We start from the raw sequence: 20,237 nt of genomic DNA on the forward strand, positions 1-20,237 counted from the left end.
CGGGCAGCGGTCAGAGCAGTGCGAGCGCTCGCGCGGGGTCGGGGCAGGGAAGCGCCTGGTGTTCGGCGAGCAGGCGGGCGTTGCCTTCGGAGCGGATGCCGCCGTCGGCCGGGACGGCGAGCAGGGTCCGCTTGAGGGCGATCGCCGCTTCGGCGGTGCGCAGGGACTCGGTGTGGTCCAGGGCCTCGATGAGGATCACCGCGCGGGAGAGGGCGGCGAGCAGGGCGGCGCCGGCCCTGAGGGTTGCGCCGCTGGTGGCGGTGCCGGGGCGGCAGAGGCTGACCGCCGCGCCGCCGTTCTCGGTGATGGAGTTCAGGAGCGCGGCGTGGGTGTGGGGGTAGGCGCGGTCCAGGCCGCGCGGCAGGACGGCGAGTGTCGTCCCGCCTATCAGCTCGGCGGCCTGGTGGGCGTGGGCGTCGACGCCGTAGGCGAGGGTTGCGGCGACGGTGTGGCCGGCCTCGGCGACAGCGGTGGCGAAGGCCTTGGCGCGGTCGGTGACCTCGGCGCTGGCCATGCGGTTGCCGGTCACGACGACGGTGCTTGCGGTGAGCTCGGGCAGGCGGTCGTGTCCGCGGGCCCACAGTCCCAGCGGGCAGTCGGGACCGAGGTCGCCCAGGGCCGCGGGCCACTGAGCGTCCGAGGGGATGACGAACCGGCACGACAACTGGGCGTTGGAGAGTTCATGCTCCGGCCGGTACTGGGCCAGGCGGCCGGTGTTGTCGAGGCGGACACGCCGCTGCCACACGTCGGTGGGGGAGTTCCGGGCAAGATCGGCGGCGACCTGGTCGGGGGTGAAGTGGGCGGAGAGCGCGGCGAGGACGGCACGGTCGGACATGGCGGCCTTTCGGGCACGGCGCGGCCCCCGCCCGCGAGCCCGTGCCCCCCCCCGGGGGGGGGGTTTGCCAATACCTACGGGCGCCACCCCCGCCCCCGCGCTGGTGTAAGAGCGGGAGGTCGTCAGGNNNNCGTACGGGGGGGGGGGGGGGGGGGGGGGGGGGGGGGGGGGGGGGGGGGGGGCGGGGGGGGGCGCGGGGGGCCCCCCCCCCCCCCGCGCCCGGTGGGCGAGGTGAAGGGGAAGGAAGGGGAGGAGGCGGTCAGCTGCCGACGTGAAGGGGAGGAGCGTCGGCAGCTGTGGAGGCGCTCGGGCCGGACCAGCCGGAGGACCGTCGTTCGTCCCACCAGCCGGGCGGGTTGCCTGGACGCCTGGAGGCCGCTTCGGCCGCGACCGGTTCGGCGGGCTGAGGCTGGGGAGGCGGACTGACGGGAGCGGCGGCGCCCGGCCCGGGAAGGCCTGCTTCGGTGTAGGCGATTCGCTCGCGCAGGCTGAGGCCGAGGTCGTCGACGCTGAGCCGGATCGCGTTGTCCTTGATCTCGGTGATGCGGCCACGGACGAGGACGGCCGATCCGCTGACGAGTGATTCGGTGGCGTTGCGGGCGATGTCGCCCCAGGCAGTGCACACGTAGCGGATCGGGGTCCCGTCCTGCCATTTCTGGGTGGCGGTGTCCCATGACCGGGGGACTTCGGTGAGGCGGAACCGGCAGACGGCGAGGCCGGTTTCGGTGAAGCGGATTTCGACGTCGCTGGCGACGGTGCCGGACACGTGCGTGATGGGCTGCGACATGCGAGCACCTCCAAAATCAATAATAGTGTATCTATGGTGGGTGTCAATCCCCCCTGCGCCACCGCATCCACCGCACCCGGCGGACCAGCCGGTGTAGCCGCCAGGACCACGCATTCGCCGGCACCGGCCCGGCTCCCGCGCTGAACACCGTGGCGTCCTCGACCTTGACGTGCAGTGGGACCGTCGAGTCGCCGCGCACGAGCTGCTCGACAGTGGTGTCGAGATGCACCGACACCCGCACGGCCTGCATGTCAGGGTCCAGGTAGGCGAAGACCAGGACTCCTCCGACCTCGATGCAGGGCAGACCGTCGTCGTCGGGACCGGTCATCGGGTGGAATACAGCAGCGCTGTTGGCCTGGGCACAGAACTCCCCGCCAGGGAAACGGAAGCCGTACGGCGCGGGCGTCATCGGCGCGTTCCTGCCGATGTCATCGGCGTACAGCCAGTAGTCCTCATCGCCACGTCCGTCACTGGGCCCGTAGTACAGGTCGATGGCCGTACGGTCGTCGAAGGGAGGCACTTCAGGGATGCCCTCGTCCCCTCGGACGTTGTCCCAGTTGCCGCGGACGTGCCGTGCCAGAGAGGCGAGCGCGGAAGCCTCGTCGGTCCAGAGCGTCACCACGTCCTCATGGCGGTCCTGGAGCCGCAGCACCCAGGCGCTGCCCGCGACCCATCGCGTGGGCTGTGGCGGGCGGGTGAAGTCGAAGCCGGCGAGCCACTCGGCGATGACGTCGACGGCGCCTGCTCCGGGCTGCTCACCGCTGCGCTTCCTCAGTTCTTTCATCAGCTCGTACAGGCTGCTGATGACTTCGCTCTCGGGTGTGGCCGGGTCGGGTGTGATCACGGGACTCCTCCTTCGGTGAACGGCGGCAAGGGGGCGGAAGGTTACGGAGTTCCGTCCAGGAGGTCGCGCACCAGACCCATCAGATGGCCCTGATCAGGTGTGAGTGTCGCGGTGCGCAGGACACGCCGACGCAGGACGGGGACGTCGACGCTGATGCCGGAGACCACGCCTGGCTGGTCGGAAGGGCCGGTCAGGCGGTAGTTGCGGGTGTGGATCATCCAGGCCTCGTAGCGGTCGGCGCGTGCGCCGCTGCGGGCGGCGTGGCCCTCGTCGGGCGAGCGGGAAGGGCACAGGCAGGACGGATCGGTGCAGGGGCGTCCGGCGGGATGGCCGGCCAGGACCGCGCGGCTGCGGTAGTGCGTGGCCGTGCCGTTGAGCATGGGGCAGTGTGCGGCGGTGTAGGGCAGGCACTCGGGGTGCAGGGCGGGTTCGGGTGAGATGCCCCGGGCGGCGTCGACCGGGCGGACTATCAGGAAGCACCGCTCTTCCAGCGGCTCGCCGCAGATCTGGCACAGGCGTTGTACGAGAGCCGTTCGGGCCCGTTCCGCATCGAGGCTTCCGAACGCGGCGTGGCCTGCGTGGATCAGAGACACATACGGCACGACGAGCCCGCCCGACAGAGGCCGGCGCACGCAGCGTTGAGGTATCGGGTGCATCTGTCACGTCCTTGGAGTCGCTGGAGCGGGCGGCTGTCCGGTGGCAGCCGCCCGGTGGAGTGCGTCAACTGCCTGGCGGCGGGGGCGGGTCGGGGGTGTCGCCGGTCGGAAGTTCTTCCAAGGGGAGGTACCGGCAGTCGGTGGCGTCGTGCATGCGCAGGTGGAGCCAGCTCAGGTCCTGTCCGGCCCAGAGGCCGGCCTCGGCCGCGATGGCGGCGCCCCGTGGGTAGGTCGTGCCGTCGTCGAGGTCGGAACACACGACGATCAGGCCCGGGCGGTGTGGCAGGTGCCGGAGCGGCACTCAGCAGGGGAGCAGGCCCACCGGATCGTCGTCCGGGCTGTCGCTGATGACCAGCACCGGCTAGAGCGGCCAGACGGGGTGGACGTCCTCGTCCGGGAGGCGGAACTCCGTTTTGAGAGCTGTGTCGTTGACGACCCACGGCTCCGGATCGTCATCGTGCCGGGGCCGGTGGGCAGCATCGTGGAAGCTGCGGACCTCGCGGATTTCAGCGCCTGAGGCGAGGGCGGACAGCAGGCGCTCGCGATGGGTCTGATGCCGGGGCCCGAGGATGTACTCGCCGTCGAAGCTTCGCGAGTACTCCTGACAGGGTCCGTCGCCCATTGAGGCGAAGCGGAACAGGAACGAGGCGGCCTCTGCCGTCTCGGTACTCATCAGCACTGCATAGTGCTGGTCTGTGAGTGCGGCAGTGGCCAGGGCCGTGTGGAGTGTGCGGCTTCCCCGCACGGGACGGTTGCCGAAACGCAGGTGGCTGAGCAGGAGATCACGCTGGGCAGGGGAGAGGCGAATCAGCATCACAAGCCGTCCTTTCAGGAGAGGCGGGCGAGACCCGCGGTGCGGTGGGTGCGCGGTCCGGATGACGGCGGCCGATCAGAGATCCCGGACCTGGTTTGTCGACAGTGCGCGTCCTGGCCGTAGGCGCGCCGGGTCGCGCCCGCTCCGGGAGCAGCCAGGTGGACTGCCCCCGGAGCGGGCCTGCTCAGGCGTCGGCCGGTGCCTTGGTGAGCTCGATGCACGCGGCGGGGACCTTCGAGAGCCGGAAGCGCTTCACGCTCTCCGGGATCTGGAAGCGGGTGTTGCGCGGGTCCCGGCGCAGTTGTGCGGTGGAGTCGGCGTCCAGGAGGAAGTCGAACCGGGTGCCTGTGCGGTTGGGCTGCTGGACGGTGCCGGTCAGTCGGCGCAGGCAGGCCGGGCGGATTGAGGTGTCGATCCGTCCTGTGCGGCCCGGCGTGATCACCGGCTTCCGGGCCGCGTCCAGTTGCAGGAGGCGGGAGGTGGCTGCCTCCTGGACGGCGGCCACGGATTCGACGTCCTTCAGGTCGCGGATGTGGTCGCGGACCTCGGTCGTGGTGAGCATGCGAGAGTTCCTCTCGTGTTGCGGGGATGACCGGGCACTGATCTGCCCGGGGAATCGAGGGCCGGATGCCGCCGTGGCCCGGGGGATGCGCGGCACCGGGCGGGAGAAGAGGGGGCCGGTCAGTCGAGCGGGTAGAGCACGAGCGCGGCGACGGCGTTGTCGGGGATCTCGGGGAACAGCGCGCGCAGGGTCTCGCTGTTGGCCAGATCGCTTTCCAGTGGGTAGACCTCGCCGTGCAGCCCGTGGACGGGGGAGTAGCGGGCGTGGTCGAGGGTGCTGAACGGCGAGTAGCTGTTTCCGCTGGCATCCGCGCAGAGCACGACCAGCGTCTCGCCGGGAAGACGGGACCAGCGGGTGCGAAGCAGGTGCCGCAGCACGGCGAGCGTGAGCGACTGCTTGCCCTGCTCCTGCTCGGAATCGGATTCTGCTGGGCTGGACGGCGGCATGACGGACTCCCAGCGGTGTCGGTGTCGTTCGCGGGAGGAGGGCCGGGGCACGGCGTGCCCCGGCCGGGACCACGGGGGCTATGCGGCGGTCGGCTCCTGCGGCCGGTGCGCGGCCACGGCCTGGCTCTCGACCTCGGACAGCTGGTAACTGCCGCTGTCGGCCTGGCCGAGCGATTCGAGCAACAGCAGATAGGCGGCCTGCTGCTTGCTGGGGGCTTCCCAGAGGTAGGCGGGGCGGTACCGCACCATGTCGTAGGTCTTCGGGTCGCGGATGTCGGCCTCGTAGGCGGCGGCGACCTGGGCGAACAGGATGTTCGCGAGCCGGGCTTTCGGCAGAGCGGCGGCCAGTGCCGAAGCTGCCGTGTTCTCGCCCTCCTTGGCCCCCAGGAACCGCGCCACGGCAGTGGTGTCCCCCTTGCTCGCCCACTTGCCGTAGAACTCGGGCAGGTCCAGCAGCACCTGCTGAGCGAAGAGCCGGGCCTCCTCGGGCAGGCTCTTGCTACGGACCAGACGCTCTACGAACGTCTGACGGGGTCCGGCTGCTGCCTTCCACGCCCGGTTGCAGGCCACCACCCGCGCCCGCTCGGCCGACTTCTCCGCCGCCTTCTCCTCGTCTTCCGCTGTGCGCGGCTTCTTGGGCTGCTTGCGGACTTTGTGGCCGTTCCCGGCCGGGTCCGAGCAGTACCAGACGGGCTGGTTCTCCTCGTCCAGCGCTGCGCAGTGGCCGTGGCAGCCGTGGTGGTTGTCGGCGGTGAGCGGATTGCCGAGACCGGTGGTGAGGTCCGACAGGGCGCGGGCGGACTCCCGCGTCATGTACGGGAGGGTGGACAGTAGGGTGACGCCGGACTCCTGGAGGGCTGCTGTGGCGTCCGCGCGGGTCTTGGTGCTGGCCTGCTCCTCCATCAGCAGGGCGAATTCCTGGTCCCAGTGCCCGCGTCCGCCCCGGCCCTCTTCCTGGTCCTTTGCCAGCGCCCGGAGCAGCCGCTGCGGGGCGTTGGAGATCTCTTCCACCTCGGCGAGCTGGGCGGTCTGCTCCAGGTCCATGCCTCCGGCAGTGGCCTGGCGGAGCGTGGCGTCATTCAGCTTCTGGGCCTTGCGCAGGTGCTTGACCGCGCCGTGCTTGAGGCCCATCGCCTTGACGGCCCTGGCCTGGTCCACCTCGTCCATGCCGACCAGGGAGAGTTCCTGGGCCTTGAGGGTGTCCCGGGCGTCCATTTCCAGGCGGTGGTCGTTCTCCACCAGCGACAGGAAGCGGGTCCAGCCGTCACGGCCGACCAGGTCCTCGCGGACGAAGGCCTTGACCGTGCGGACGGGGCGGCCGTCCTGTCCGGCGGTGGCGTTGGCGATCTGCGCGGCCTGGGCGCGCCGCCAGCCCTTGAACACCCCGTAGGTGCCGTCCGCCCGGGGCCGGACACTGATGGCCTCCTCGACGCCGAGTTCCTTGACGGAAGAGATCAGCTTGTCGTCCGGCTCGGTGTCGTGCTCGCGGGCGTTGTGCTCGTCGCGCACGAGCAGCGCCGGGTCGAGCTGGACGATCTGCTGGGCGGCCTCCTCGAATTCGTCGGGCTGGTCGGTCTGGGTCGAGACGACGGTGGCCATGTGGCTCTCCTTCTCCATGTCTCAGCGGCGAGTTGGCGGGGGGCCAACCCCGCATACTTCAATAATAGTGACATCTGAAATGGTGGCTAGATGCCCTCTGACCTGGGTAAACGTCGCGTTCGGGGTGTGATCAGCTCAGGTCGTGTACGAGGAGCCAGGCCGGTCCGGACTGGACGCTAAGGCCCAAGCTCTCGGTGAGGCCGAGCAGGACATCGCTCCACGCCGGGCTGACGGTGAAGCTGCACACGGGCCGGTACTCATTGGGGCCCAACTCCTCGTACGCCGCGCCCAGGATGATGTGCTCGCTGTCGCCGACGGTGAAGAGCTGGACGCGCATGAACTCCGGGTCCGGACTGCCGGACTCGGCGGTCTGGGCCTCCAGCGCGGCGTGGAGCGCGTCGAGATCCCGGGGCGGCGCGATCACCACGCCGTAGACGGCGTACACGGACGACGTGACGGACATGGCCGATCTCTCCTTGCGGTCGGGGCAGTGCGGGGACGGCTTGCCCGGGGCATCGCTGCGCTCAGTCGCCTCGGGCGCCGGCTCATGGCGTGGGCGTTGCGGATCTCGGCGTCGAACTCCGGGTACTGACGGGATGTCGACGGCAGTAGGGCGTTGCTCACGTCCATGGCGCGCGTGAGGACGTCCAACTGCGCGGGCGACAGCACCCAGGGCCCGCGCTCGTCGGCGTCCAGGGCCGCCAGCAGTCCTTCGGCGGCCTCGACGTCTTCGGCGTGCGCGAACACGGCGCGGGCGCGGGCCCGGTCCAGGCGCAGCGCGAGAGCCAGGCGTGCGCCCAGATGCGGCGCGTAGCAGCGTCGGTTGGGAGTGATCACCTGGTGGCCGTCCGGCACGGCGAGGACCTGAAGGATGCCTTCGAGCACGATGAGTCGCTCGTCGACCCCGACTGGGAACTCCGCACTCGTGGTCCGGCTGCCGCAGGTACGGCAGGCGTAGGAGTCCGGTCCCCGGACCTGATACCGGCTCTGGTGGCAGACGTGGCAGAGGATCGGAACGGGCATGTCGAGTGCGCCTCCCTCGTGCGGGCCGTGGAGCGCCCGCACGGGGTGGGGGTCAGGCCGTCATGCGGGTGACCTGGCGCGTGGGCAGGTGAACCCGCAGCACGTCTTCATGGCCGGGCGGGTCCATCGCCGCGATCCGGTTGAGTGCGGCGGCCAGCTCCTGGTCCGCGAACTCCTCGTCCGTCAGCTCCGCTTCTTCCACCAGGACGGCGACCGCCGTGGTGTGGGTGTGTCGCAGGTCCGGGATTTCCTCCGTGCTGGCGAGTGCGGCGATGAACGGGCTCCAGGTGAGGCCGTTCGCGGTCCTTCGCTCCGTCGGTGTGAAGTACGCGGCCACCGGCGCTGCGCCGTCTTCGTCCTGTTGGGACGCGAAGGCGATGACCCGGTCGACGACCACTTGATGCGCCCCCTCCTCAGTTGCCCTGAGGGCCTCAATGGTCAGTGCCTCCAGAGACTTGAGCGGTAGATGGCGGAGCGCCTCGCGCACCAGGGGTGTGGTCGGGTTGATCAGCGCTGAGGTCAGTTCTCGGGGCTTCACAGGCGGTGTCCTCTCGTGGGTGGCAGGCGGCGGATGGCGGCTGTGGCGCGCTCCGCAGCACCAGCAACATCAATAATAGTGAATATTTGGTGGGTGTGAACCCACCTCTGACCTGCGGTTTTAACCCTCTCCGTTGGCCCTGCGCCCCCGGAAGACAACCGGGCCTGCCCCCTGAACGGGACCAGCGGGCAGCTGTCCGTGAGTCACACGAGTTCGCCTACCCCAGATGGGCCGACGCCGGGAGGACGGTGCCCGGCTCCCCCTGCCTGACCTTCCGGCAGGCCTTTAGCCTGCCGACGGCGCCCGTGACGGTGGCCTCGATCTCCTCTGCGCCGTCGTCGGGCAGGATCTGCACGGCCACTACCTTGGACCGGCTCAGGGACTCCCCGACGACGATTCCACGCCGCTCCAGGCCGGTGTCCGGGCAGGTCCAGGCCACCCATGAGGATGTGCGGAAGGGCGCGGTGCGAGGGTGCGGGACGCGGTCCGCGGCGAGGTCGCGGCGGACCGCGTCCAGCAGGCTCGGACCGGCCTTGATCCGTGCGATGTCTATGACCGTGCCGCGAGTGTTGACGGCGCGGCGGAACCGGTCGTCGGCGAGCATCTGGTCTCGGAGGCGGGGCAGTGCGCCGGCCCACTCCGCGCGGACGGCGCCGAAGTCGGAGCCGGTGAGCAGTACGCGGGTGCTGTAGCGGCCGTGGCGCAGCATGATGCGGTGGTCCTGGATATGCCACCCCATGGGGACGCCGGTGGCTGCGAGCTGCCGGTACGCCCACTTCTTCAGGCGGCTGACAGCCCTGTCCGTGGCGTCCCGGAACCGGGTTTGCTGGCTGTAGCCGAACGGGTCCTTCGGGTCGGGCAGGCAGGTGATCCACTGGGCGGCGCGCTGGGCGTGCCGGTCCCAGTCGCCGGGGAAGGCCTCGGCCCAGGCGGCGGCCCGGGTGGTCTCGGGCAGCTCGGTGACAGTGCCGTCCTCATCGATCCACGCCGAAAGGATCAGAACCTCGACGGGCGCGCGGCTGAGCTCCCACACCCTGGCGTGGAAGCTCCCGGCCTCGGCGGTGATCTGAATGAGGTCCCAGTCGGCCGACAGACGGATTGAACCGCTCCACCCAGGAACGTCGCATGTCTCCCATGCCTCTACAGGGTCAGCGTCGGTCCAGGTCGTACGACCGTTGGTCTTGTCGCTCCGACGGCAGACGGTGAACGTCGCGCGAAGGTCGGCAACGAGCGGGTCATCCAGAGGGATGACGCTCCACGGATTCATGACGGAGCTCTCCTCGGGCGGTGCGGAGACAAGGCGTGAGCCGCCGCGGTGTCCAAAGGGCGGCGGTCTGGTGGCACGCAAGTGCGCTCGTGCTGCGCAGTTGCGGCTACGGGTGCGGCGGTTGGTCGGCTCCGGCCGTGCTGGCGGTGGCCTCCCGGCGGTGCTGCTCGGCCATGGCCCGGGCGCCGAGCTGTGAAGGGGAGGTCGTGCTCCAGCCGCAGGTGCAGGAGGACGTGGTGGAGCCGTCGTAGATCTGACCGCCATTGCGTTCGCGTCCCGCCATGGTGTTTCCGGGGCGGTCGTAGGGGCGGTGCCAGCCGGAGGGCTCGCCGGTGCGGGTCATGTGCTGGGCTTCGGGCGCACACAGCAGGCGTAGGCCGGAGTCTGCCACGGTGGCCATCTGGAAGTGGTCCCACGGCGAGCCTTCCAGGCGGCAGGCCAGGACCGGGCCGGTGGTGCTGCGCAGTTGGATGCGGCCGTCGGGCCAGACGCGGGCGGTAGCGCCGGGCATGCTCCAGCCGACCGATCCGTCGCTCAGCCTCGGGATGCCGTTGCGCTTGTCCGGCGTCATCCGCGCGAGCAGCCGGACGGACGTCATCGACGCGAACGGGTTGCGGTGGTCGGCCGTTTCGGGGGCGGTCTCGGCGATGGCGGCGAGCCATGCCGGGGCGAGCGGGTACGCGTCGGGGTGCAGGGGCAGAAGGGCGGCGCGGTCCTGGCCGTTGCCGGACCGTACGGCGGCCCGGACGAAGTCCCCGTGCCGGGCGTAGCGCCGTACGAACACCGGGCCGCGAACGGTGGTGAACCAGGCTCGCTGGCCGTCGGCGAGCGCGGACAGGTCTGCGGTGTCCAGAGGGGCTACGTCAGGGGACACGGCTGATCGTCCTTCGCGGGGTCTGATCGGGCGGAGTCGCAGGCTGGGCGCCGCCGGTGAACCGGTGAACGCCGAGCCCCGGTGGCGGTCCCAGGTCAGGTGGTGCGCTTGACCAGCTCGGCCAGGGCCACGGTGTGCGCCTGCTCGATGCGCCAGTGGATCTGGTCGGCCACGATCTGGGCAGGGGTTTTGGCCCCGGGGTCGCCTTGGCGTGAGCGCAGTGGCAGGTAGACCGTGATCGGCGGAACCTCGATGCCGTGCGTGCGGGCCAGATCGGGCAATACTGCGCTGATGGTCACGTGGGTGGAGGGTGGCCGGTTGAACTCCAGTTCCACGGCGCGGCCGTCGGCGTAGTTGATGCCTACGCGGCCTGGGGTTTCGCCGGGCGCAACATGCTCTGCTTCGAGGAGCTCGGCGATGTCGCGCGCGAGCGACTCAAGGCCGGCGGCGGTGGTCAGATCCATGGGTGCTGCGCTCCTTCGGGTGCGGCGCCAACTGAGCATGCGGCGCGTTGGCGGTCTGGCCGGTTGCCTGCCTGGGGATCACTCGGTGGGCGGGCGGCTGCGCTGCGCCCGGCGTTCGGTGTCCCGTTGGGCGTCCTGGGCGGTGTAGCCGGTGTCGCAGGACGGCCGGCAGAGTTGCCCGGCGGGGGCGTGGCAGGTCTCGCAGGGCTCCGTGAAGTCCTCGGAAGGGCGCCACGGACGGGGTTCGTTGCTCGGGGCCGTGCGCATGCCGGGTGGCCTCCTGCCGGGTGGGCGGCCTGGTGGTGGGGCTGTCAGAAGGTGCAGGTTCCGGCGAGGGCGCGGCGGTCCGCGGGCGCGATGGACGCGTTGCCCCGGACGCACAGGTCACGGGTGTGGTCGGGGTCGCGCCACCAGCGGGTGTCTGGGTCCCATCCGCTCTCGCCGACGATGAATCCGTAGAGGGTGCCGCCGTCGTGCTTCCGGTACAGGTTCAGGCCCCATGTGTGGACGTCCTCGGCGGAGAGGGGCGAGGACAGTACGGCCTCGAAAATGGTGCGTACGGTGGCGGTGGCCCAGGAGTTGGCCGGGTGGGCGTCGGACTCGAAGAAGATGCCGCGTGCTTCCGGGTCGATGCCCTGGTGCGAGGCGACGGTGAGCAGGCGGGCGACGTCGTCGGGGATGACGGCGTACAGGCGGCCCATGCGGTCGGTCGTGACCGTGACGGCGGCCGTGGTGAGGACGGGCGCGGTGGCATCGGCCATGGGGTGTCCCTTCGGTGCGTGCTGCGGGGGGCGGTTGGGCGGCCGTGCCTCAGCTGGGGAACTGCGCAAGGGCGACGGCTGCGGGGGTGATGACGTAGTGGCCAAGGGCCCGGAGCTCGGCGGCGACGTCCGCCGCCGTGGACGTTGCTTCGTCTGCGGGGCTGGGGCGCACGTAAGCCTCGATGCTGTCGTTCCAGGTGAACCCGCGTGCACCGAGGGCCTGTTCGGTCTCGGCGGTCAGGTCCTTTGGCGCGCGGGGCGCGGCTACGACCCCGTGGCCGGGGTCGGGGGTGACCAGGTACATGGGCTGGGCCTTCCGGCGCCGGTTCCCGTCGACGTGGCGGCGGGAACCCGCGCGCCGGGTCAGATGACGGTGATGGTGGGGTCCGCCTCCAGCACGGCGAGCGCGGCGCGGATGGCGGCGCGGGTCTCGGCGCTGGGGCGGGAGTACGGGAATTTGAGGTCGCGCACGGCGGTGTCGAGTTCGGCGTCGCTCAGGTAGAGCCGCTGGCCGCTGCGGTAGAGGGCCAAGGCGGTGACGGTGGCCACGCGGGTGCGGTTGTAGGCGATGGCCTGTGGCGCCGTGATGTCGGGCCCGAGTCCGTCACGGGAGGTGGGCGGCAGTGCGAGGACGCCTTGGCCGAACGGGCGGGCGGCCAGCCGGACGCGGGGAGGGCGAAGAGCGCGGCGCAGCACTCGCAGCATGGCAACTCCTGAGACTGGAATGAGGTGGAGGGGCGGGGCCGGGGACCTGCGCCCCGGCGGGCGAGGTCCAGGGGGAGTACCCCGAGCCCGTTAAGGCAATAATAGTGTAGATCTGCTCTGTGTGAACCCATCTCTGACCTGCGCAAACGAACTGTGCGCAGGAGGTGAGCGCGAACGGTGGCCGGGCAGACCCGTTGGTGAGGTGGCGAGGGGCGGGCGCGGCTCATCGCTCGGCGAAGGCGGCCAGCATGGCGACGATGTCCTGAGGGCGGCCGGACACTTCGACGCTCACGCCTTCTCCCGACGCTCCGATGACGGCGCGCACGCTGTCGATGTGGATGGGGCCTGACGGGCCCTGCGGCTGCGAAGCGCGCTGCCAGTACACGTCTGTGCGGCGGTGCTGATCCTGGATCCGAGCGCCGGGGAGCGCGCCGGCCACGGCCTCGACAACGGCACGGCGTTCGCGAGCCTCGGCCTCCTTCCGCGCGGTGAACTGGGCGGCCAGGTGGGAGGCTTCGGCGTGCAGCGGGTACAGCCGTCGGGTGATCTGCCGCGCGACGTGGTGGGCGCTGCTGGCCGTGACGCCGATCGACGGGGCCAGGACCTCGGAGCCGTCCGGAAGGGCCGCGTAGACCTTCAGGCGGGCGGGCTGCCGGTCGTCAGGCTGGCACAGGTTCAGGGCGCGTTCCTCGTCGTCGATGATGAGCCGCGCCAGACCGTGCGCGTACTCGTCGCTGGGGGCGGTGCGGCAATGCGTGCCCAGCTCCCGCGCGACCTCGTCGGCGAACGCGTCGAACTGCTCCTGTGTGGTCATCTCCTGCGGCATGACGGGGTGTTCACTCCTTCGGGCTGGCGGCTGAGAGGCTCCGCGGGGCGGTGGGCGCGGCCGAGTCCTGCTCAGGCGGGGAAGTCAGGATGCGCGTGGCGACTGCCCGCGCCGACATGACGGGGCTGCGGTCGTACGGATCCCGGCATGTGGTCTGCCACAGGCTCGCCGGTCGTGACGGGACGATCTGGTTGCTGGTGGCCGGACTGATGGTCCAGCGGCGCCCGTGGGGGTCGGTGACGGTGTACGTGAGCGCCTCGGGGCTGTCCTGGCTGCCGTTGTCCTCCCAGGAGAGGCCGGCGGCGGTGAGGAAGCGGCCCAACTGGGCGCACCGTGCGCGGGTGATGTGGCCGAAGGTGGCCATGGCGTGCCCCTTCCGTGGGGTGGGAGGCTGCTCAAGGGCGGCCGGATGGCTGGGGCCTGCGATAGCGGTACAGGAAGCGCGCGGCTTGCTGGCGGCTGGCGAATCCGGGGATGCCGCCGCCATTGCCCGGGGTGTGACCGGGGGACTCCGCGACCCAGTCCGAACCGTCGCGGTGGTGCCATACGACGCCGTAACAGGTGCTCCGGTCCTGCTGGTCAAGGACCCGGTATCCGAAAGATGCGCGGTTGCGGGTGAACCGGAACTGCTCCAGCATCGGCGCTCCTTGGGTCGGTGGGTGCGGGAGGGGTATGGAGTGAGGGGAAGCCGCCCCCTCCCGCAACATCAATAATAGTGAATATTGACCATGTGTGAACCCACCCCTGACCTGCGGGAACTCACTCCCGCGGGTCCGCGCCGGGGACGTCGGCAACCAGGACGGTGGCGTTGTCGGCGTAGCTTCCGGCATGCTCGACGGCGGATGTGACGAAGTCCGTGGAGGCCTGCTCGGGGTTCCCGTCAAGATAGTTGGCGAGGTTGCGGGCGGAGTCCTCAAGGGGCTCGTACGCGCCGTCGCTGGCGAGCAGCAGGCGGCAGGCCTCTGCGGGGCCACTGGCCGACTCGATCGCCGGGTGTCCGTACCGGAATTTCGTCTGCTCATCGGTCTTTGCCGAACCCAGGTAGGACGTGACGACGTTGCGGCTGCCCTGGAACACGCGGCGGACGTTGTGATCGGCGGTGAGGCACTGGAGGGTGCCGCCGGGAGTGAGGGTGTAGGCGCGGACGTCTCCGCACCAGGCGATGGTCAGCGGTTTCCCGGGGGCGGTGACGGCAACGGCCGCACATGCGTTGGGCGTGTCCGCGTACGGGTCGCTGCGCTCGGGTTCGGCGGCGTAGCTGTCGTAGACAGCTCGGAGGCCGGCCTCGGCGTCGGCGGAACGGGCGGCCGCTCGGGCGATACGTCGGGCGGCTGTGCGGGTCCAGTCGCGCACCTCGTCACTGGAGCCGATGCCGTCGCACAGAACGTACGCGCGGGCTCCGTTGTGGGTGTAGGTGGCGGTGGCGTCGCACTGGTGGGAGCGGTCGCCGATCAGCTGGGCGGATGCGTGGGCCATGTGAGCTCTCCTGGGCTGGAGTGGAGTAGCCGACTGGGGGGCGCGGCCTGCTCGGCCGGACGGCGAGGTGAGGCGGTGGCCTCGGAATCGGGCGCTCGGTCGGTGAGTGCCAGGGACGGGAGGGGGGTGGGGACCCCCTCCCGCATAACTAATAATAGTAGATTTCCGGGGGATGTGAACCCACCCCTGAACTGCGCACTTACGGGTGCGCCCCCGGCGCCGCGTCCAGGGTGGTGCGCCGGGAATGGTGCCGGAGCCTGTTGGTGGAGGGCTGTTCGTGGTCCCGGTAGTCGGACACCACCACGTATCCGCCCGGCACGGTGTCGAGCCGGAGTTCCGGTCCCCAGTCCTCGGTCACGTGCGGGGGGAGGTGCTCGATGTCGTCGACTTCGACCTGTGCGGCCCATGCGGTCAGGTCGCTGCCGAACTGGCTCCTCCAGGTGCTGAGGATGGGGAAGAGCTGTCCGCAGTCGTCGACCAGGGCGGCGGCGCGGGCTTCGCCCGGTGGCGGGCATTCGGCGTAGGTGGGTGTGTCCGGGCGCGTGCGCTCTCCGAGGGTCATGAGCCAGCGCAAAGTCATGCGATCTCCACCCGTGCTGTGTTGGGCGTACCGGTCTGCGGGCGGCGGACAGTTCGCCGGTTCCGCTGCTGGGTGCGCAGGGAGGCGGCTTCGGCCTCGGCGCTGCGAGCGCGGTCGTGTTCGCGCGCGGCTTCGGTGAGGCAGTAGGGGCCCAGCCACTCCTGGACATCGACGGTGCGGGCCAGTGATCCGTCCAGGTTGGCGAGCATGATCAACACGGCAGGGTGAGGGCGCGCGGTGAACCATCGCGCGGCGGTCCACCAGGCAGTCACGGCCGCGCGCAGTGCGGGCCGGGAGGCCCGGGCCTTGCCCTCCAGGCGGGCGGCTGCGCCCCGGTGGTAGTCGGCCGACCACGTGAGGAACCGCAGCATTGCGGGCGTATCGCGCTCGCGGGAGGCGGTGAGGATCTGGGGGAAGTCGGGCCGCTGCTCGACGTGTTCGGCGCAGGCGCGCAGCACGGCCGTGAGCGTCGCCGCCGTCTTGGGCGACGGTTCGTGTCCGGCGGTGGATTCCGCGGGGTATGCCGACAACTGGGGGCGGTCGGCTGGCGCGTCACGGTAGAGGGTGAGGCTGCCACGGTAGCCGGTGCGGCTGTGGGCGAGCCGCGGCAGCGTCTCGGCGGGGGCAGGCTCGGTCTCCTGGAAAGCGTTGACGGGGCCGAGACAGGCGCGGACGGCGGTGAACTGGTCCCAGTGCCGTACGTGGTGGGTGCCGGTGACGTGCACGCTGCCGCGCATCGCTCCGCCAAGGTCGAACACGACGGAGTCCTTCTCGCGGGGCCGGGCGGTGGCGCTCACAGTGCCGGCGGGCGTCTCGACGGTCAGGCTCGGGTTCATGGGCTGCTGCTCCTGGTGGTGGTCGACGCGAGCGGTGGCGCTGCGCCGTGGGGGGGGGGGGCGGGGGCGGCCCCCCCCGGGGGGGGGGGGGAGTTCACGTCGCCCGCGGGGGTGGGGCCCGCCGGCGCCCTGGGGGGGGGGGGGGGGTTTGGGGGGGGCGCCCGGGGGGGGCGCCCCCGGGGGGGGGGGGGCGGCGGCGGGGGGGGGGGGGGCGGGGGCGGCCCCCCCCGCGCGGCGGGGGTCAGTACAGGTCGCCGACGTGGATGGCCACGGCGTCCGCGATGTCGTCGGGGCTGCTGTTCGCGGTGACGTGCGGAAGGTGCCTGACGTCGCCTGCAACGTCGCTGCGTAGGAAGACGTCTCCGGCCTCGCACACTCCGATGGTGAAAACGTCATGGTGGGCGTAGCGCAGATGCCCGGTGCGGCCTCCGGGGCCTGCGGCTGCGCCCCACTGGTCGCCGAGCCGCTCGACGACCTTCTGTGCGACGGCGAGTAGCTGGCCGCCGAGGATCGGCGTTTCCTCGTCGTAGGGCGGCTGGGTCCAGTTGAACGTGTGGGCGGGCATGACGGCTCCTTCAGCTGGCACGGGTCTGGTGGGCGGTTGTGGTCTCCCCGCGCCCGGCGAGGGGGAGAGGCGGGCGCGGGGAGACAGGGGGCGGCCAGTGGCGATCTGGTTTGGGTCCGTCCCCGAGTGGTGGGGGAAGGCGCACGGGGCTGGTGGGGGCTACTCGGCGCCCTTCGGGGGCTTGTGCCGGTGCAGGTTGCCGCGCTCCGTCACACCGATCCCGGCACGCCCGCAAGGGCAGTTGGCGTAGGGGCGGTTGTTCATCCGGGCGAACTTGCTTCCGAGGCCGGTGGTGTTGGTGCTGCGGACGCTGCCGGGGACCGGCGCGGCATTGGTGCAGTATCCGTCTGCGGTGATGGCGGGGGTGTCAGCCACGGGGGTACTCCTTGTCCATTCCGGACGGCTTGATGAGTACAGGGGCGGGGTAGACCTCGCGGTCTACGGTGGAGCTGCCGGGGCAGGGGGTGACGGCGGCCTGGACATCGGCCGTGTCCATGGGGTGCAGCCACCCATCACGCACGATCCAGCCGCACGCGCGGGGGCGGGGCTCGGCGGCCGTGGTGGCTATGAGTACGGCGCCGGTGACGGTGCTTCCTTCCAGCGCGAATACCAACAGCGTGGCCAAGGCGGCGTAGTCGTCCTCGTCCAGGACCACCATGCGCGCGGGGTTCGTCGCAAGGGAGAGATCGGCTGTGCGCGAGAGCTGGGCGCCGTCGGTCCGCACGGACGCGATGCTCAGGGTGTGCTGACCGGGACCGAGTGCCTGGAACAGGGAAGCGAACGCGCCCAGGGCGCGATCCATGGCGGCCTCGGTAGAGGCCTCGTCGGGGCGGATGAGCTCGGGGCGTGCGGGCATGGCGCAGTGCTCCTTGGCGAGAGGCTGTCAGCAAAAGGCCGGCGGGGGCGGTGGGCGGTGGGGCGCGGCTGTTCTGGGCGCGCGGTCTGCTCCGCAGACGCGTTGCTCTGCCGCTACGCGGCAGAGGCGGGGCGGGCGCGCTCCGCGCTTCCTCAGTGGTGGGAGCGCTCCGCGCTCGGGCGAGGCGGGGCCCGTGCGGGCCGGGTGTCGGGGTCACCCGACCCGCACGGGGGTCTGTGTTGGTCAGACCGTGGTCAGAGCGAAAGCGCGCTCGATCAGGGAGTCAGCCGCTCCGCTGACAATGCGTTCCGCGCGGGCTCGCCGCTTGTCGGCCTCGGTCTTGCCCCGGGTGGGCGCGGCGTGGTTCACGTACTCCGTGAGCGCGTTGTATCCGGCCCACCGTGTGCCCCGGATCTGCGCCTGGGTGTCGGCCTGCTCGAACAGATGAGAGATCTGCCCCCACCGCTGCTCGGTGTTGGTCGCCTTGCGCTTGCTGTCCTCCGCTGCAACGGGCCACATGGCGTCGACGACCGACCGGAGTTCACCTAGCGTCATCTCCGCCTCGACCATGCGCTGTGCAGCCTTCTCGAACTCCTCCGCGTACTTGAAGGTGAGACCGAGCGCGGTGCGGGCCTGCGCGATACGGGCCTTCGCCCCGGCGGTGTGCCGCACGGTGAAACTGGACCGGGCGGACTGGATCGCTGCGCGCTGGGTGTTGGCGCAGACAACGCGGACTGGCGTGGTGACGATCCGGAACGCGGCGGATCCGTCGTGGCTGTTGAACGCAGCGATGTACAGGTCCGTGACGTCGGTTCCGCCGATCACCATGGAATGCGGCATCTTCATCGTGAGGAACACTTGGCGGCCGTTCTTCAGCGATCCGGCGGTCTCGAAGTGCGCGCCGGACTCGTCGGCCAACAGGTTGAGGAACTCGGCGTGTTCCTCGTTCTGTACGGGGTGGTAGTCGCTGCCCACCACTCCGAGAGTTTCGGTCCGGCCGGTCTTGGGGTGGGTGCGGACGGACGCGAAATGTTCGGGGACGTCCACGCGAGTGGCGCCGTCCTCCGTGATCTCTGTTGCGGCCAACTCCAGGAGCCGGACGTTCCAGTCGGCGAGAGAAGCCTTCTCCATGGCCTCTTCGGCGGTCAGTGCTCCGGCCGTGACGGTCCCCAGTCCGTGCCACGCGCTCTCGCGGGCGGACACGAATGCGGCGGTTCCGTCGGTGAACTGCTCGATCTGGTGTGCCATCTGCGTTTCCCCTTCGCTGTTGGCTTCTGCGGTTCGGGGGGTGGGGCCACCACCCCCCGAACAACTCCAACAATAGTGGAAATCAGGGGTGGGTAAACCCACCCCTGACCTGCACTTTCCTCTAGTGTCCGTTCAATCCGAGGGCGGAAACGATGGCCTCCGCCCAGTGGAAGTGCTCGAAGAACGCCAACGGCACCAGGGCAAACACTCCGGCCAACAGGTAATCATCGACCTTCGACCACGTACGCGTAGCGGCGTGCCGGACGGCCAGGCGCCACGTGATCTCCACCGTGACCTCACACCCGAAGACGCTCGGGTGAAACTCGCGGTGGATGCGGCCCAGCTTCCCGCCAGGGCGCGACACATGGACGTGGTGGACTCCGTCACGGTGAAGACTGATCCGCTCGAACCTCCACGCAAGCCCGGTGGCGGCGCCTGCCTGCCCATGAAGCGTCCGGCCCTGCTTGATCTCTTTTCCGGTCACACGCGAAACAAGTTTCATGATCAGTTTCCCCTTTTCCGATCACGGATTTTGTCTGGACGTGCCCGGGGGGAATGGCTTAGTGACCCACCATTCCCCCCGGATGGGTTGCTGACTAGCTCAGAAACCCGCGCGACTGAAGGAATTCACCAAGAATGAGCGCGATTCCCTGCGGCTTGTAGATCTGAGGGAAGCGGCGCATCTCCACTTCGGTGCGCCCGGTCTCGTCCGGCTCCGGAAGCTGGTGGACGAGACGATAGGGGGACTCGCCTGACGGCATTTCCAGAACGATCGGGCCGCGCTTGGTGTCGACGCGAATTCCCGTGTACTTGTCGTCGACGTTGTGAACGATGTTCGCCCCCGTCCGCCGGACGTAAAGCGGGAGGAAGTTCGCGACCGTGCGGGCCTGAATTGCAAGGCCGTTCATCGGCGCGTCCGCGCCGCGTACGCGGCGGACAATGCCGCCAGAGATCTTGATTTCCACGTTCTCCCCTTCGTTGGTTCCTTGCGTTTCCGGGGGTCGCCTCCCCCAGGACTCAAATAATAGTGGAAGTCAGGGGGGATTGGAACCCCACGTTGCGCCCGATGTTGCGCACGGGGTTGCGTTCTGACGTTGCGTTAGGTGTTGCGCTGGAGGTTGCGGGGCCAAACGGCCGGCTTCGATGAAACCACTGGTCAGATGCCTAGTAACGTGTGGTCGCCTTGCTGACATCCCCTCAGCTGCCACTTTTCCGCACCGTAGAAGAATGAAGAGAGGATGGGGGCGGGGTGTGGGTGGGCGGCGGCTTCGTGGATCGGGTTGGGCTGTTGGTGGTGGTGGCGCGGCGCTGGTGTCGCCGCGCTGGGTGGTGGGGGTCTGGTGGCCTGCCAGGCGTCCGGTAGGAGCCTGGTGGGGTGGTGGGGCGTGTGGGGGCCCGGAGGGTGCCCACACGCCCTGTCGTCTCCTGACGCTCTCTCACTCTCGTATCTCCGGGGCGGGTTGGGCCCGGAGGGGCCAACTCTCTCCCGATTTCCGTGATTTACTAGTTCCAAGGAATTCGGGAGTCCCTCTCTTTCTCTCATGTCAGGGAATTCGGAAATCCCTGACACCAATGAGTCATCGCTTCCCAAGCCCCGGTCCAGACGACTAGGGCGTGTCCCGTGTTTTCGCCAACGGTACATGCTGCATCAACATGATGCACGCGGTACGCTAGA

Annotated in this window: 31 protein-coding genes; all 31 read right to left on the reverse strand. The window is 70.2% G+C overall.

Features of this window, described 5'->3' with window-relative positions; genetic code table 11:
- Nucleotides 1-10 precede the first annotated feature (10 nt).
- Complete coding sequence (locus ACFYPC_RS35550; RefSeq protein ID WP_391891466.1) at nucleotides 11-835, reverse strand: DNA-processing protein DprA; 825 nt, start codon at nucleotides 833-835, stop codon at nucleotides 11-13.
- A gap of 259 nt (nucleotides 836-1,094) precedes the next feature.
- Complete coding sequence (locus ACFYPC_RS35555; RefSeq protein WP_391891467.1) at nucleotides 1,095-1,622, reverse strand: single-stranded DNA-binding protein; 528 nt, start codon at nucleotides 1,620-1,622, stop codon at nucleotides 1,095-1,097.
- A gap of 43 nt (nucleotides 1,623-1,665) precedes the next feature.
- Nucleotides 1,666-2,466 carry a hypothetical protein gene (locus tag ACFYPC_RS35560; RefSeq protein WP_391891468.1) on the reverse strand — a complete coding sequence of 267 codons (801 nt, stop codon included), beginning with the start codon at nucleotides 2,464-2,466 and terminating at the stop codon, nucleotides 1,666-1,668.
- Between the two features lie 41 nt (nucleotides 2,467-2,507).
- Nucleotides 2,508-3,122, reverse strand: coding sequence for a cell envelope biogenesis protein OmpA (locus ACFYPC_RS35565; RefSeq protein ID WP_391891469.1), 615 nt, complete (start codon nucleotides 3,120-3,122; stop codon nucleotides 2,508-2,510).
- 64 nt (nucleotides 3,123-3,186) lie between these two features.
- On the reverse strand, nucleotides 3,187-3,381 hold the full coding sequence (locus tag ACFYPC_RS35570; RefSeq protein ID WP_391891470.1) for a hypothetical protein: 195 nt from the start codon (nucleotides 3,379-3,381) through the stop codon (nucleotides 3,187-3,189).
- A gap of 102 nt (nucleotides 3,382-3,483) precedes the next feature.
- The gene (locus ACFYPC_RS35575) at nucleotides 3,484-3,795 is read right to left on the reverse strand and encodes a hypothetical protein (RefSeq protein ID WP_391891471.1); all 312 of its coding nucleotides are present in this window, start codon (nucleotides 3,793-3,795) and stop codon (nucleotides 3,484-3,486) included.
- 325 nt (nucleotides 3,796-4,120) lie between these two features.
- Nucleotides 4,121-4,498 carry a hypothetical protein gene (locus ACFYPC_RS35580; protein WP_391891472.1) on the reverse strand — a complete coding sequence of 126 codons (378 nt, stop codon included), beginning with the start codon at nucleotides 4,496-4,498 and terminating at the stop codon, nucleotides 4,121-4,123.
- A 119-nt stretch (nucleotides 4,499-4,617) separates the two neighbouring features.
- Nucleotides 4,618-4,944, reverse strand: a complete 327-nt coding sequence (locus ACFYPC_RS35585; RefSeq protein ID WP_391891473.1) for a hypothetical protein — start codon at nucleotides 4,942-4,944, stop codon at nucleotides 4,618-4,620.
- Between the two features lie 78 nt (nucleotides 4,945-5,022).
- On the reverse strand, nucleotides 5,023-6,543 hold the full coding sequence (locus ACFYPC_RS35590; RefSeq protein ID WP_391891474.1) for a ParB/RepB/Spo0J family partition protein: 1,521 nt from the start codon (nucleotides 6,541-6,543) through the stop codon (nucleotides 5,023-5,025).
- A gap of 130 nt (nucleotides 6,544-6,673) precedes the next feature.
- The gene (locus tag ACFYPC_RS35595) at nucleotides 6,674-7,006 is read right to left on the reverse strand and encodes a hypothetical protein (protein ID WP_391891475.1); all 333 of its coding nucleotides are present in this window, start codon (nucleotides 7,004-7,006) and stop codon (nucleotides 6,674-6,676) included.
- On the reverse strand, nucleotides 6,964-7,566 hold the full coding sequence (locus ACFYPC_RS35600) for a hypothetical protein (RefSeq protein ID WP_391891476.1): 603 nt from the start codon (nucleotides 7,564-7,566) through the stop codon (nucleotides 6,964-6,966). Before ACFYPC_RS35600 ends, ACFYPC_RS35595 begins: the two co-directional genes overlap by 43 nt.
- Nucleotides 7,567-7,618: 52 nt before the next feature.
- The gene (locus ACFYPC_RS35605; protein WP_391891477.1) at nucleotides 7,619-8,104 is read right to left on the reverse strand and encodes a hypothetical protein; all 486 of its coding nucleotides are present in this window, start codon (nucleotides 8,102-8,104) and stop codon (nucleotides 7,619-7,621) included.
- A 217-nt stretch (nucleotides 8,105-8,321) separates the two neighbouring features.
- Nucleotides 8,322-9,371 (reverse strand): hypothetical protein, encoded by a 1,050-nt coding sequence (locus ACFYPC_RS35610; RefSeq protein ID WP_391891478.1) that lies wholly within the window; start codon nucleotides 9,369-9,371, stop codon nucleotides 8,322-8,324.
- Between the two features lie 106 nt (nucleotides 9,372-9,477).
- Entirely contained in the window at nucleotides 9,478-10,245 is a 768-nt protein-coding gene (locus ACFYPC_RS35615) for a hypothetical protein (RefSeq protein ID WP_391891479.1), read from the reverse strand.
- A gap of 95 nt (nucleotides 10,246-10,340) precedes the next feature.
- Nucleotides 10,341-10,709, reverse strand: a complete 369-nt coding sequence (locus tag ACFYPC_RS35620; RefSeq protein ID WP_391891480.1) for a hypothetical protein — start codon at nucleotides 10,707-10,709, stop codon at nucleotides 10,341-10,343.
- A gap of 78 nt (nucleotides 10,710-10,787) precedes the next feature.
- On the reverse strand, nucleotides 10,788-10,976 hold the full coding sequence (locus ACFYPC_RS35625) for a hypothetical protein (protein ID WP_391891481.1): 189 nt from the start codon (nucleotides 10,974-10,976) through the stop codon (nucleotides 10,788-10,790).
- A 44-nt stretch (nucleotides 10,977-11,020) separates the two neighbouring features.
- Complete coding sequence (locus ACFYPC_RS35630) at nucleotides 11,021-11,470, reverse strand: hypothetical protein (RefSeq protein WP_391891482.1); 450 nt, start codon at nucleotides 11,468-11,470, stop codon at nucleotides 11,021-11,023.
- A 49-nt stretch (nucleotides 11,471-11,519) separates the two neighbouring features.
- Complete coding sequence (locus tag ACFYPC_RS35635) at nucleotides 11,520-11,774, reverse strand: hypothetical protein (RefSeq protein WP_391891483.1); 255 nt, start codon at nucleotides 11,772-11,774, stop codon at nucleotides 11,520-11,522.
- 59 nt (nucleotides 11,775-11,833) lie between these two features.
- A complete protein-coding gene (locus ACFYPC_RS35640) occupies nucleotides 11,834-12,175 on the reverse strand; it encodes a hypothetical protein (RefSeq protein WP_391891484.1) in 342 nt (113 codons plus the stop codon).
- A gap of 223 nt (nucleotides 12,176-12,398) precedes the next feature.
- Nucleotides 12,399-13,001: a hypothetical protein gene (locus ACFYPC_RS35645; protein ID WP_391891485.1), complete on the reverse strand. Its 603-nt coding sequence runs from the start codon at nucleotides 12,999-13,001 to the stop codon at nucleotides 12,399-12,401.
- Nucleotides 13,002-13,011: 10 nt separating this feature from the next.
- Nucleotides 13,012-13,365 (reverse strand): hypothetical protein, encoded by a 354-nt coding sequence (locus ACFYPC_RS35650; protein WP_391891486.1) that lies wholly within the window; start codon nucleotides 13,363-13,365, stop codon nucleotides 13,012-13,014.
- A gap of 31 nt (nucleotides 13,366-13,396) precedes the next feature.
- Nucleotides 13,397-13,639, reverse strand: coding sequence for a hypothetical protein (locus ACFYPC_RS35655; RefSeq protein WP_391891487.1), 243 nt, complete (start codon nucleotides 13,637-13,639; stop codon nucleotides 13,397-13,399).
- A 121-nt stretch (nucleotides 13,640-13,760) separates the two neighbouring features.
- The gene (locus ACFYPC_RS35660; protein WP_391891488.1) at nucleotides 13,761-14,477 is read right to left on the reverse strand and encodes a PP2C family protein-serine/threonine phosphatase; all 717 of its coding nucleotides are present in this window, start codon (nucleotides 14,475-14,477) and stop codon (nucleotides 13,761-13,763) included.
- Between the two features lie 199 nt (nucleotides 14,478-14,676).
- Nucleotides 14,677-15,057, reverse strand: a complete 381-nt coding sequence (locus ACFYPC_RS35665) for a hypothetical protein (RefSeq protein WP_391891489.1) — start codon at nucleotides 15,055-15,057, stop codon at nucleotides 14,677-14,679.
- The gene (locus ACFYPC_RS35670; RefSeq protein ID WP_391891490.1) at nucleotides 15,054-15,893 is read right to left on the reverse strand and encodes a hypothetical protein; all 840 of its coding nucleotides are present in this window, start codon (nucleotides 15,891-15,893) and stop codon (nucleotides 15,054-15,056) included. Before ACFYPC_RS35670 ends, ACFYPC_RS35665 begins: the two co-directional genes overlap by 4 nt.
- Nucleotides 15,894-16,134: 241 nt before the next feature.
- Nucleotides 16,135-16,458 (reverse strand): hypothetical protein, encoded by a 324-nt coding sequence (locus ACFYPC_RS35675; RefSeq protein WP_391891491.1) that lies wholly within the window; start codon nucleotides 16,456-16,458, stop codon nucleotides 16,135-16,137.
- A gap of 159 nt (nucleotides 16,459-16,617) precedes the next feature.
- Nucleotides 16,618-16,833, reverse strand: coding sequence for a hypothetical protein (locus tag ACFYPC_RS35680; protein ID WP_391891492.1), 216 nt, complete (start codon nucleotides 16,831-16,833; stop codon nucleotides 16,618-16,620).
- On the reverse strand, nucleotides 16,826-17,314 hold the full coding sequence (locus tag ACFYPC_RS35685) for a hypothetical protein (protein ID WP_391891493.1): 489 nt from the start codon (nucleotides 17,312-17,314) through the stop codon (nucleotides 16,826-16,828). The genes ACFYPC_RS35680 and ACFYPC_RS35685 overlap by 8 nt, the downstream gene beginning before the upstream one ends.
- A gap of 243 nt (nucleotides 17,315-17,557) precedes the next feature.
- On the reverse strand, nucleotides 17,558-18,562 hold the full coding sequence (locus ACFYPC_RS35690) for a DUF932 domain-containing protein (protein WP_391891494.1): 1,005 nt from the start codon (nucleotides 18,560-18,562) through the stop codon (nucleotides 17,558-17,560).
- 121 nt (nucleotides 18,563-18,683) lie between these two features.
- Nucleotides 18,684-19,064 carry a hypothetical protein gene (locus tag ACFYPC_RS35695; RefSeq protein ID WP_391891495.1) on the reverse strand — a complete coding sequence of 127 codons (381 nt, stop codon included), beginning with the start codon at nucleotides 19,062-19,064 and terminating at the stop codon, nucleotides 18,684-18,686.
- A gap of 94 nt (nucleotides 19,065-19,158) precedes the next feature.
- A complete protein-coding gene (locus tag ACFYPC_RS35700; protein ID WP_391891496.1) occupies nucleotides 19,159-19,527 on the reverse strand; it encodes a hypothetical protein in 369 nt (122 codons plus the stop codon).
- Nucleotides 19,528-20,237 lie beyond the last annotated feature (710 nt).

The sequence above is a fragment of the Streptomyces sp. NPDC005808 genome (genome assembly GCF_042871385.1).
Taxonomy (GTDB): Bacteria; Actinomycetota; Actinomycetes; order Streptomycetales; family Streptomycetaceae; genus Streptomyces.

What these genes read in the sequence shown, in the direction of transcription:
- ACFYPC_RS35550 (WP_391891466.1), bottom strand. Translation starts at nt 835, where the DNA reads ATGTCCGACCGTGCCGTCCTCGCCGCGCTCTCCGCCCACTTCACCCCC.
- ACFYPC_RS35555 (WP_391891467.1), bottom strand. Translation starts at nt 1,622, where the DNA reads ATGTCGCAGCCCATCACGCACGTGTCCGGCACCGTCGCCAGCGACGTC.
- ACFYPC_RS35565 (WP_391891469.1), bottom strand. Translation starts at nt 3,122, where the DNA reads ATGCACCCGATACCTCAACGCTGCGTGCGCCGGCCTCTGTCGGGCGGG.
- ACFYPC_RS35575 (WP_391891471.1), bottom strand. Translation starts at nt 3,795, where the DNA reads ATGAGTACCGAGACGGCAGAGGCCGCCTCGTTCCTGTTCCGCTTCGCC.
- ACFYPC_RS35580 (WP_391891472.1), bottom strand. Translation starts at nt 4,498, where the DNA reads ATGCTCACCACGACCGAGGTCCGCGACCACATCCGCGACCTGAAGGAC.
- ACFYPC_RS35585 (WP_391891473.1), bottom strand. Translation starts at nt 4,944, where the DNA reads ATGCCGCCGTCCAGCCCAGCAGAATCCGATTCCGAGCAGGAGCAGGGC.
- ACFYPC_RS35590 (WP_391891474.1), bottom strand. Translation starts at nt 6,543, where the DNA reads ATGGCCACCGTCGTCTCGACCCAGACCGACCAGCCCGACGAATTCGAG.
- ACFYPC_RS35595 (WP_391891475.1), bottom strand. Translation starts at nt 7,006, where the DNA reads ATGTCCGTCACGTCGTCCGTGTACGCCGTCTACGGCGTGGTGATCGCG.
- ACFYPC_RS35600 (WP_391891476.1), bottom strand. Translation starts at nt 7,566, where the DNA reads ATGCCCGTTCCGATCCTCTGCCACGTCTGCCACCAGAGCCGGTATCAG.
- ACFYPC_RS35610 (WP_391891478.1), bottom strand. Translation starts at nt 9,371, where the DNA reads ATGAATCCGTGGAGCGTCATCCCTCTGGATGACCCGCTCGTTGCCGAC.
- ACFYPC_RS35620 (WP_391891480.1), bottom strand. Translation starts at nt 10,709, where the DNA reads ATGGATCTGACCACCGCCGCCGGCCTTGAGTCGCTCGCGCGCGACATC.
- ACFYPC_RS35625 (WP_391891481.1), bottom strand. Translation starts at nt 10,976, where the DNA reads ATGCGCACGGCCCCGAGCAACGAACCCCGTCCGTGGCGCCCTTCCGAG.
- ACFYPC_RS35630 (WP_391891482.1), bottom strand. Translation starts at nt 11,470, where the DNA reads ATGGCCGATGCCACCGCGCCCGTCCTCACCACGGCCGCCGTCACGGTC.
- ACFYPC_RS35635 (WP_391891483.1), bottom strand. Translation starts at nt 11,774, where the DNA reads ATGTACCTGGTCACCCCCGACCCCGGCCACGGGGTCGTAGCCGCGCCC.
- ACFYPC_RS35640 (WP_391891484.1), bottom strand. Translation starts at nt 12,175, where the DNA reads ATGCTGCGAGTGCTGCGCCGCGCTCTTCGCCCTCCCCGCGTCCGGCTG.
- ACFYPC_RS35645 (WP_391891485.1), bottom strand. Translation starts at nt 13,001, where the DNA reads ATGCCGCAGGAGATGACCACACAGGAGCAGTTCGACGCGTTCGCCGAC.
- ACFYPC_RS35650 (WP_391891486.1), bottom strand. Translation starts at nt 13,365, where the DNA reads ATGGCCACCTTCGGCCACATCACCCGCGCACGGTGCGCCCAGTTGGGC.
- ACFYPC_RS35655 (WP_391891487.1), bottom strand. Translation starts at nt 13,639, where the DNA reads ATGCTGGAGCAGTTCCGGTTCACCCGCAACCGCGCATCTTTCGGATAC.
- ACFYPC_RS35660 (WP_391891488.1), bottom strand. Translation starts at nt 14,477, where the DNA reads ATGGCCCACGCATCCGCCCAGCTGATCGGCGACCGCTCCCACCAGTGC.
- ACFYPC_RS35665 (WP_391891489.1), bottom strand. Translation starts at nt 15,057, where the DNA reads ATGACTTTGCGCTGGCTCATGACCCTCGGAGAGCGCACGCGCCCGGAC.
- ACFYPC_RS35670 (WP_391891490.1), bottom strand. Translation starts at nt 15,893, where the DNA reads ATGAACCCGAGCCTGACCGTCGAGACGCCCGCCGGCACTGTGAGCGCC.
- ACFYPC_RS35675 (WP_391891491.1), bottom strand. Translation starts at nt 16,458, where the DNA reads ATGCCCGCCCACACGTTCAACTGGACCCAGCCGCCCTACGACGAGGAA.
- ACFYPC_RS35685 (WP_391891493.1), bottom strand. Translation starts at nt 17,314, where the DNA reads ATGCCCGCACGCCCCGAGCTCATCCGCCCCGACGAGGCCTCTACCGAG.
- ACFYPC_RS35690 (WP_391891494.1), bottom strand. Translation starts at nt 18,562, where the DNA reads ATGGCACACCAGATCGAGCAGTTCACCGACGGAACCGCCGCATTCGTG.
- ACFYPC_RS35695 (WP_391891495.1), bottom strand. Translation starts at nt 19,064, where the DNA reads ATGAAACTTGTTTCGCGTGTGACCGGAAAAGAGATCAAGCAGGGCCGG.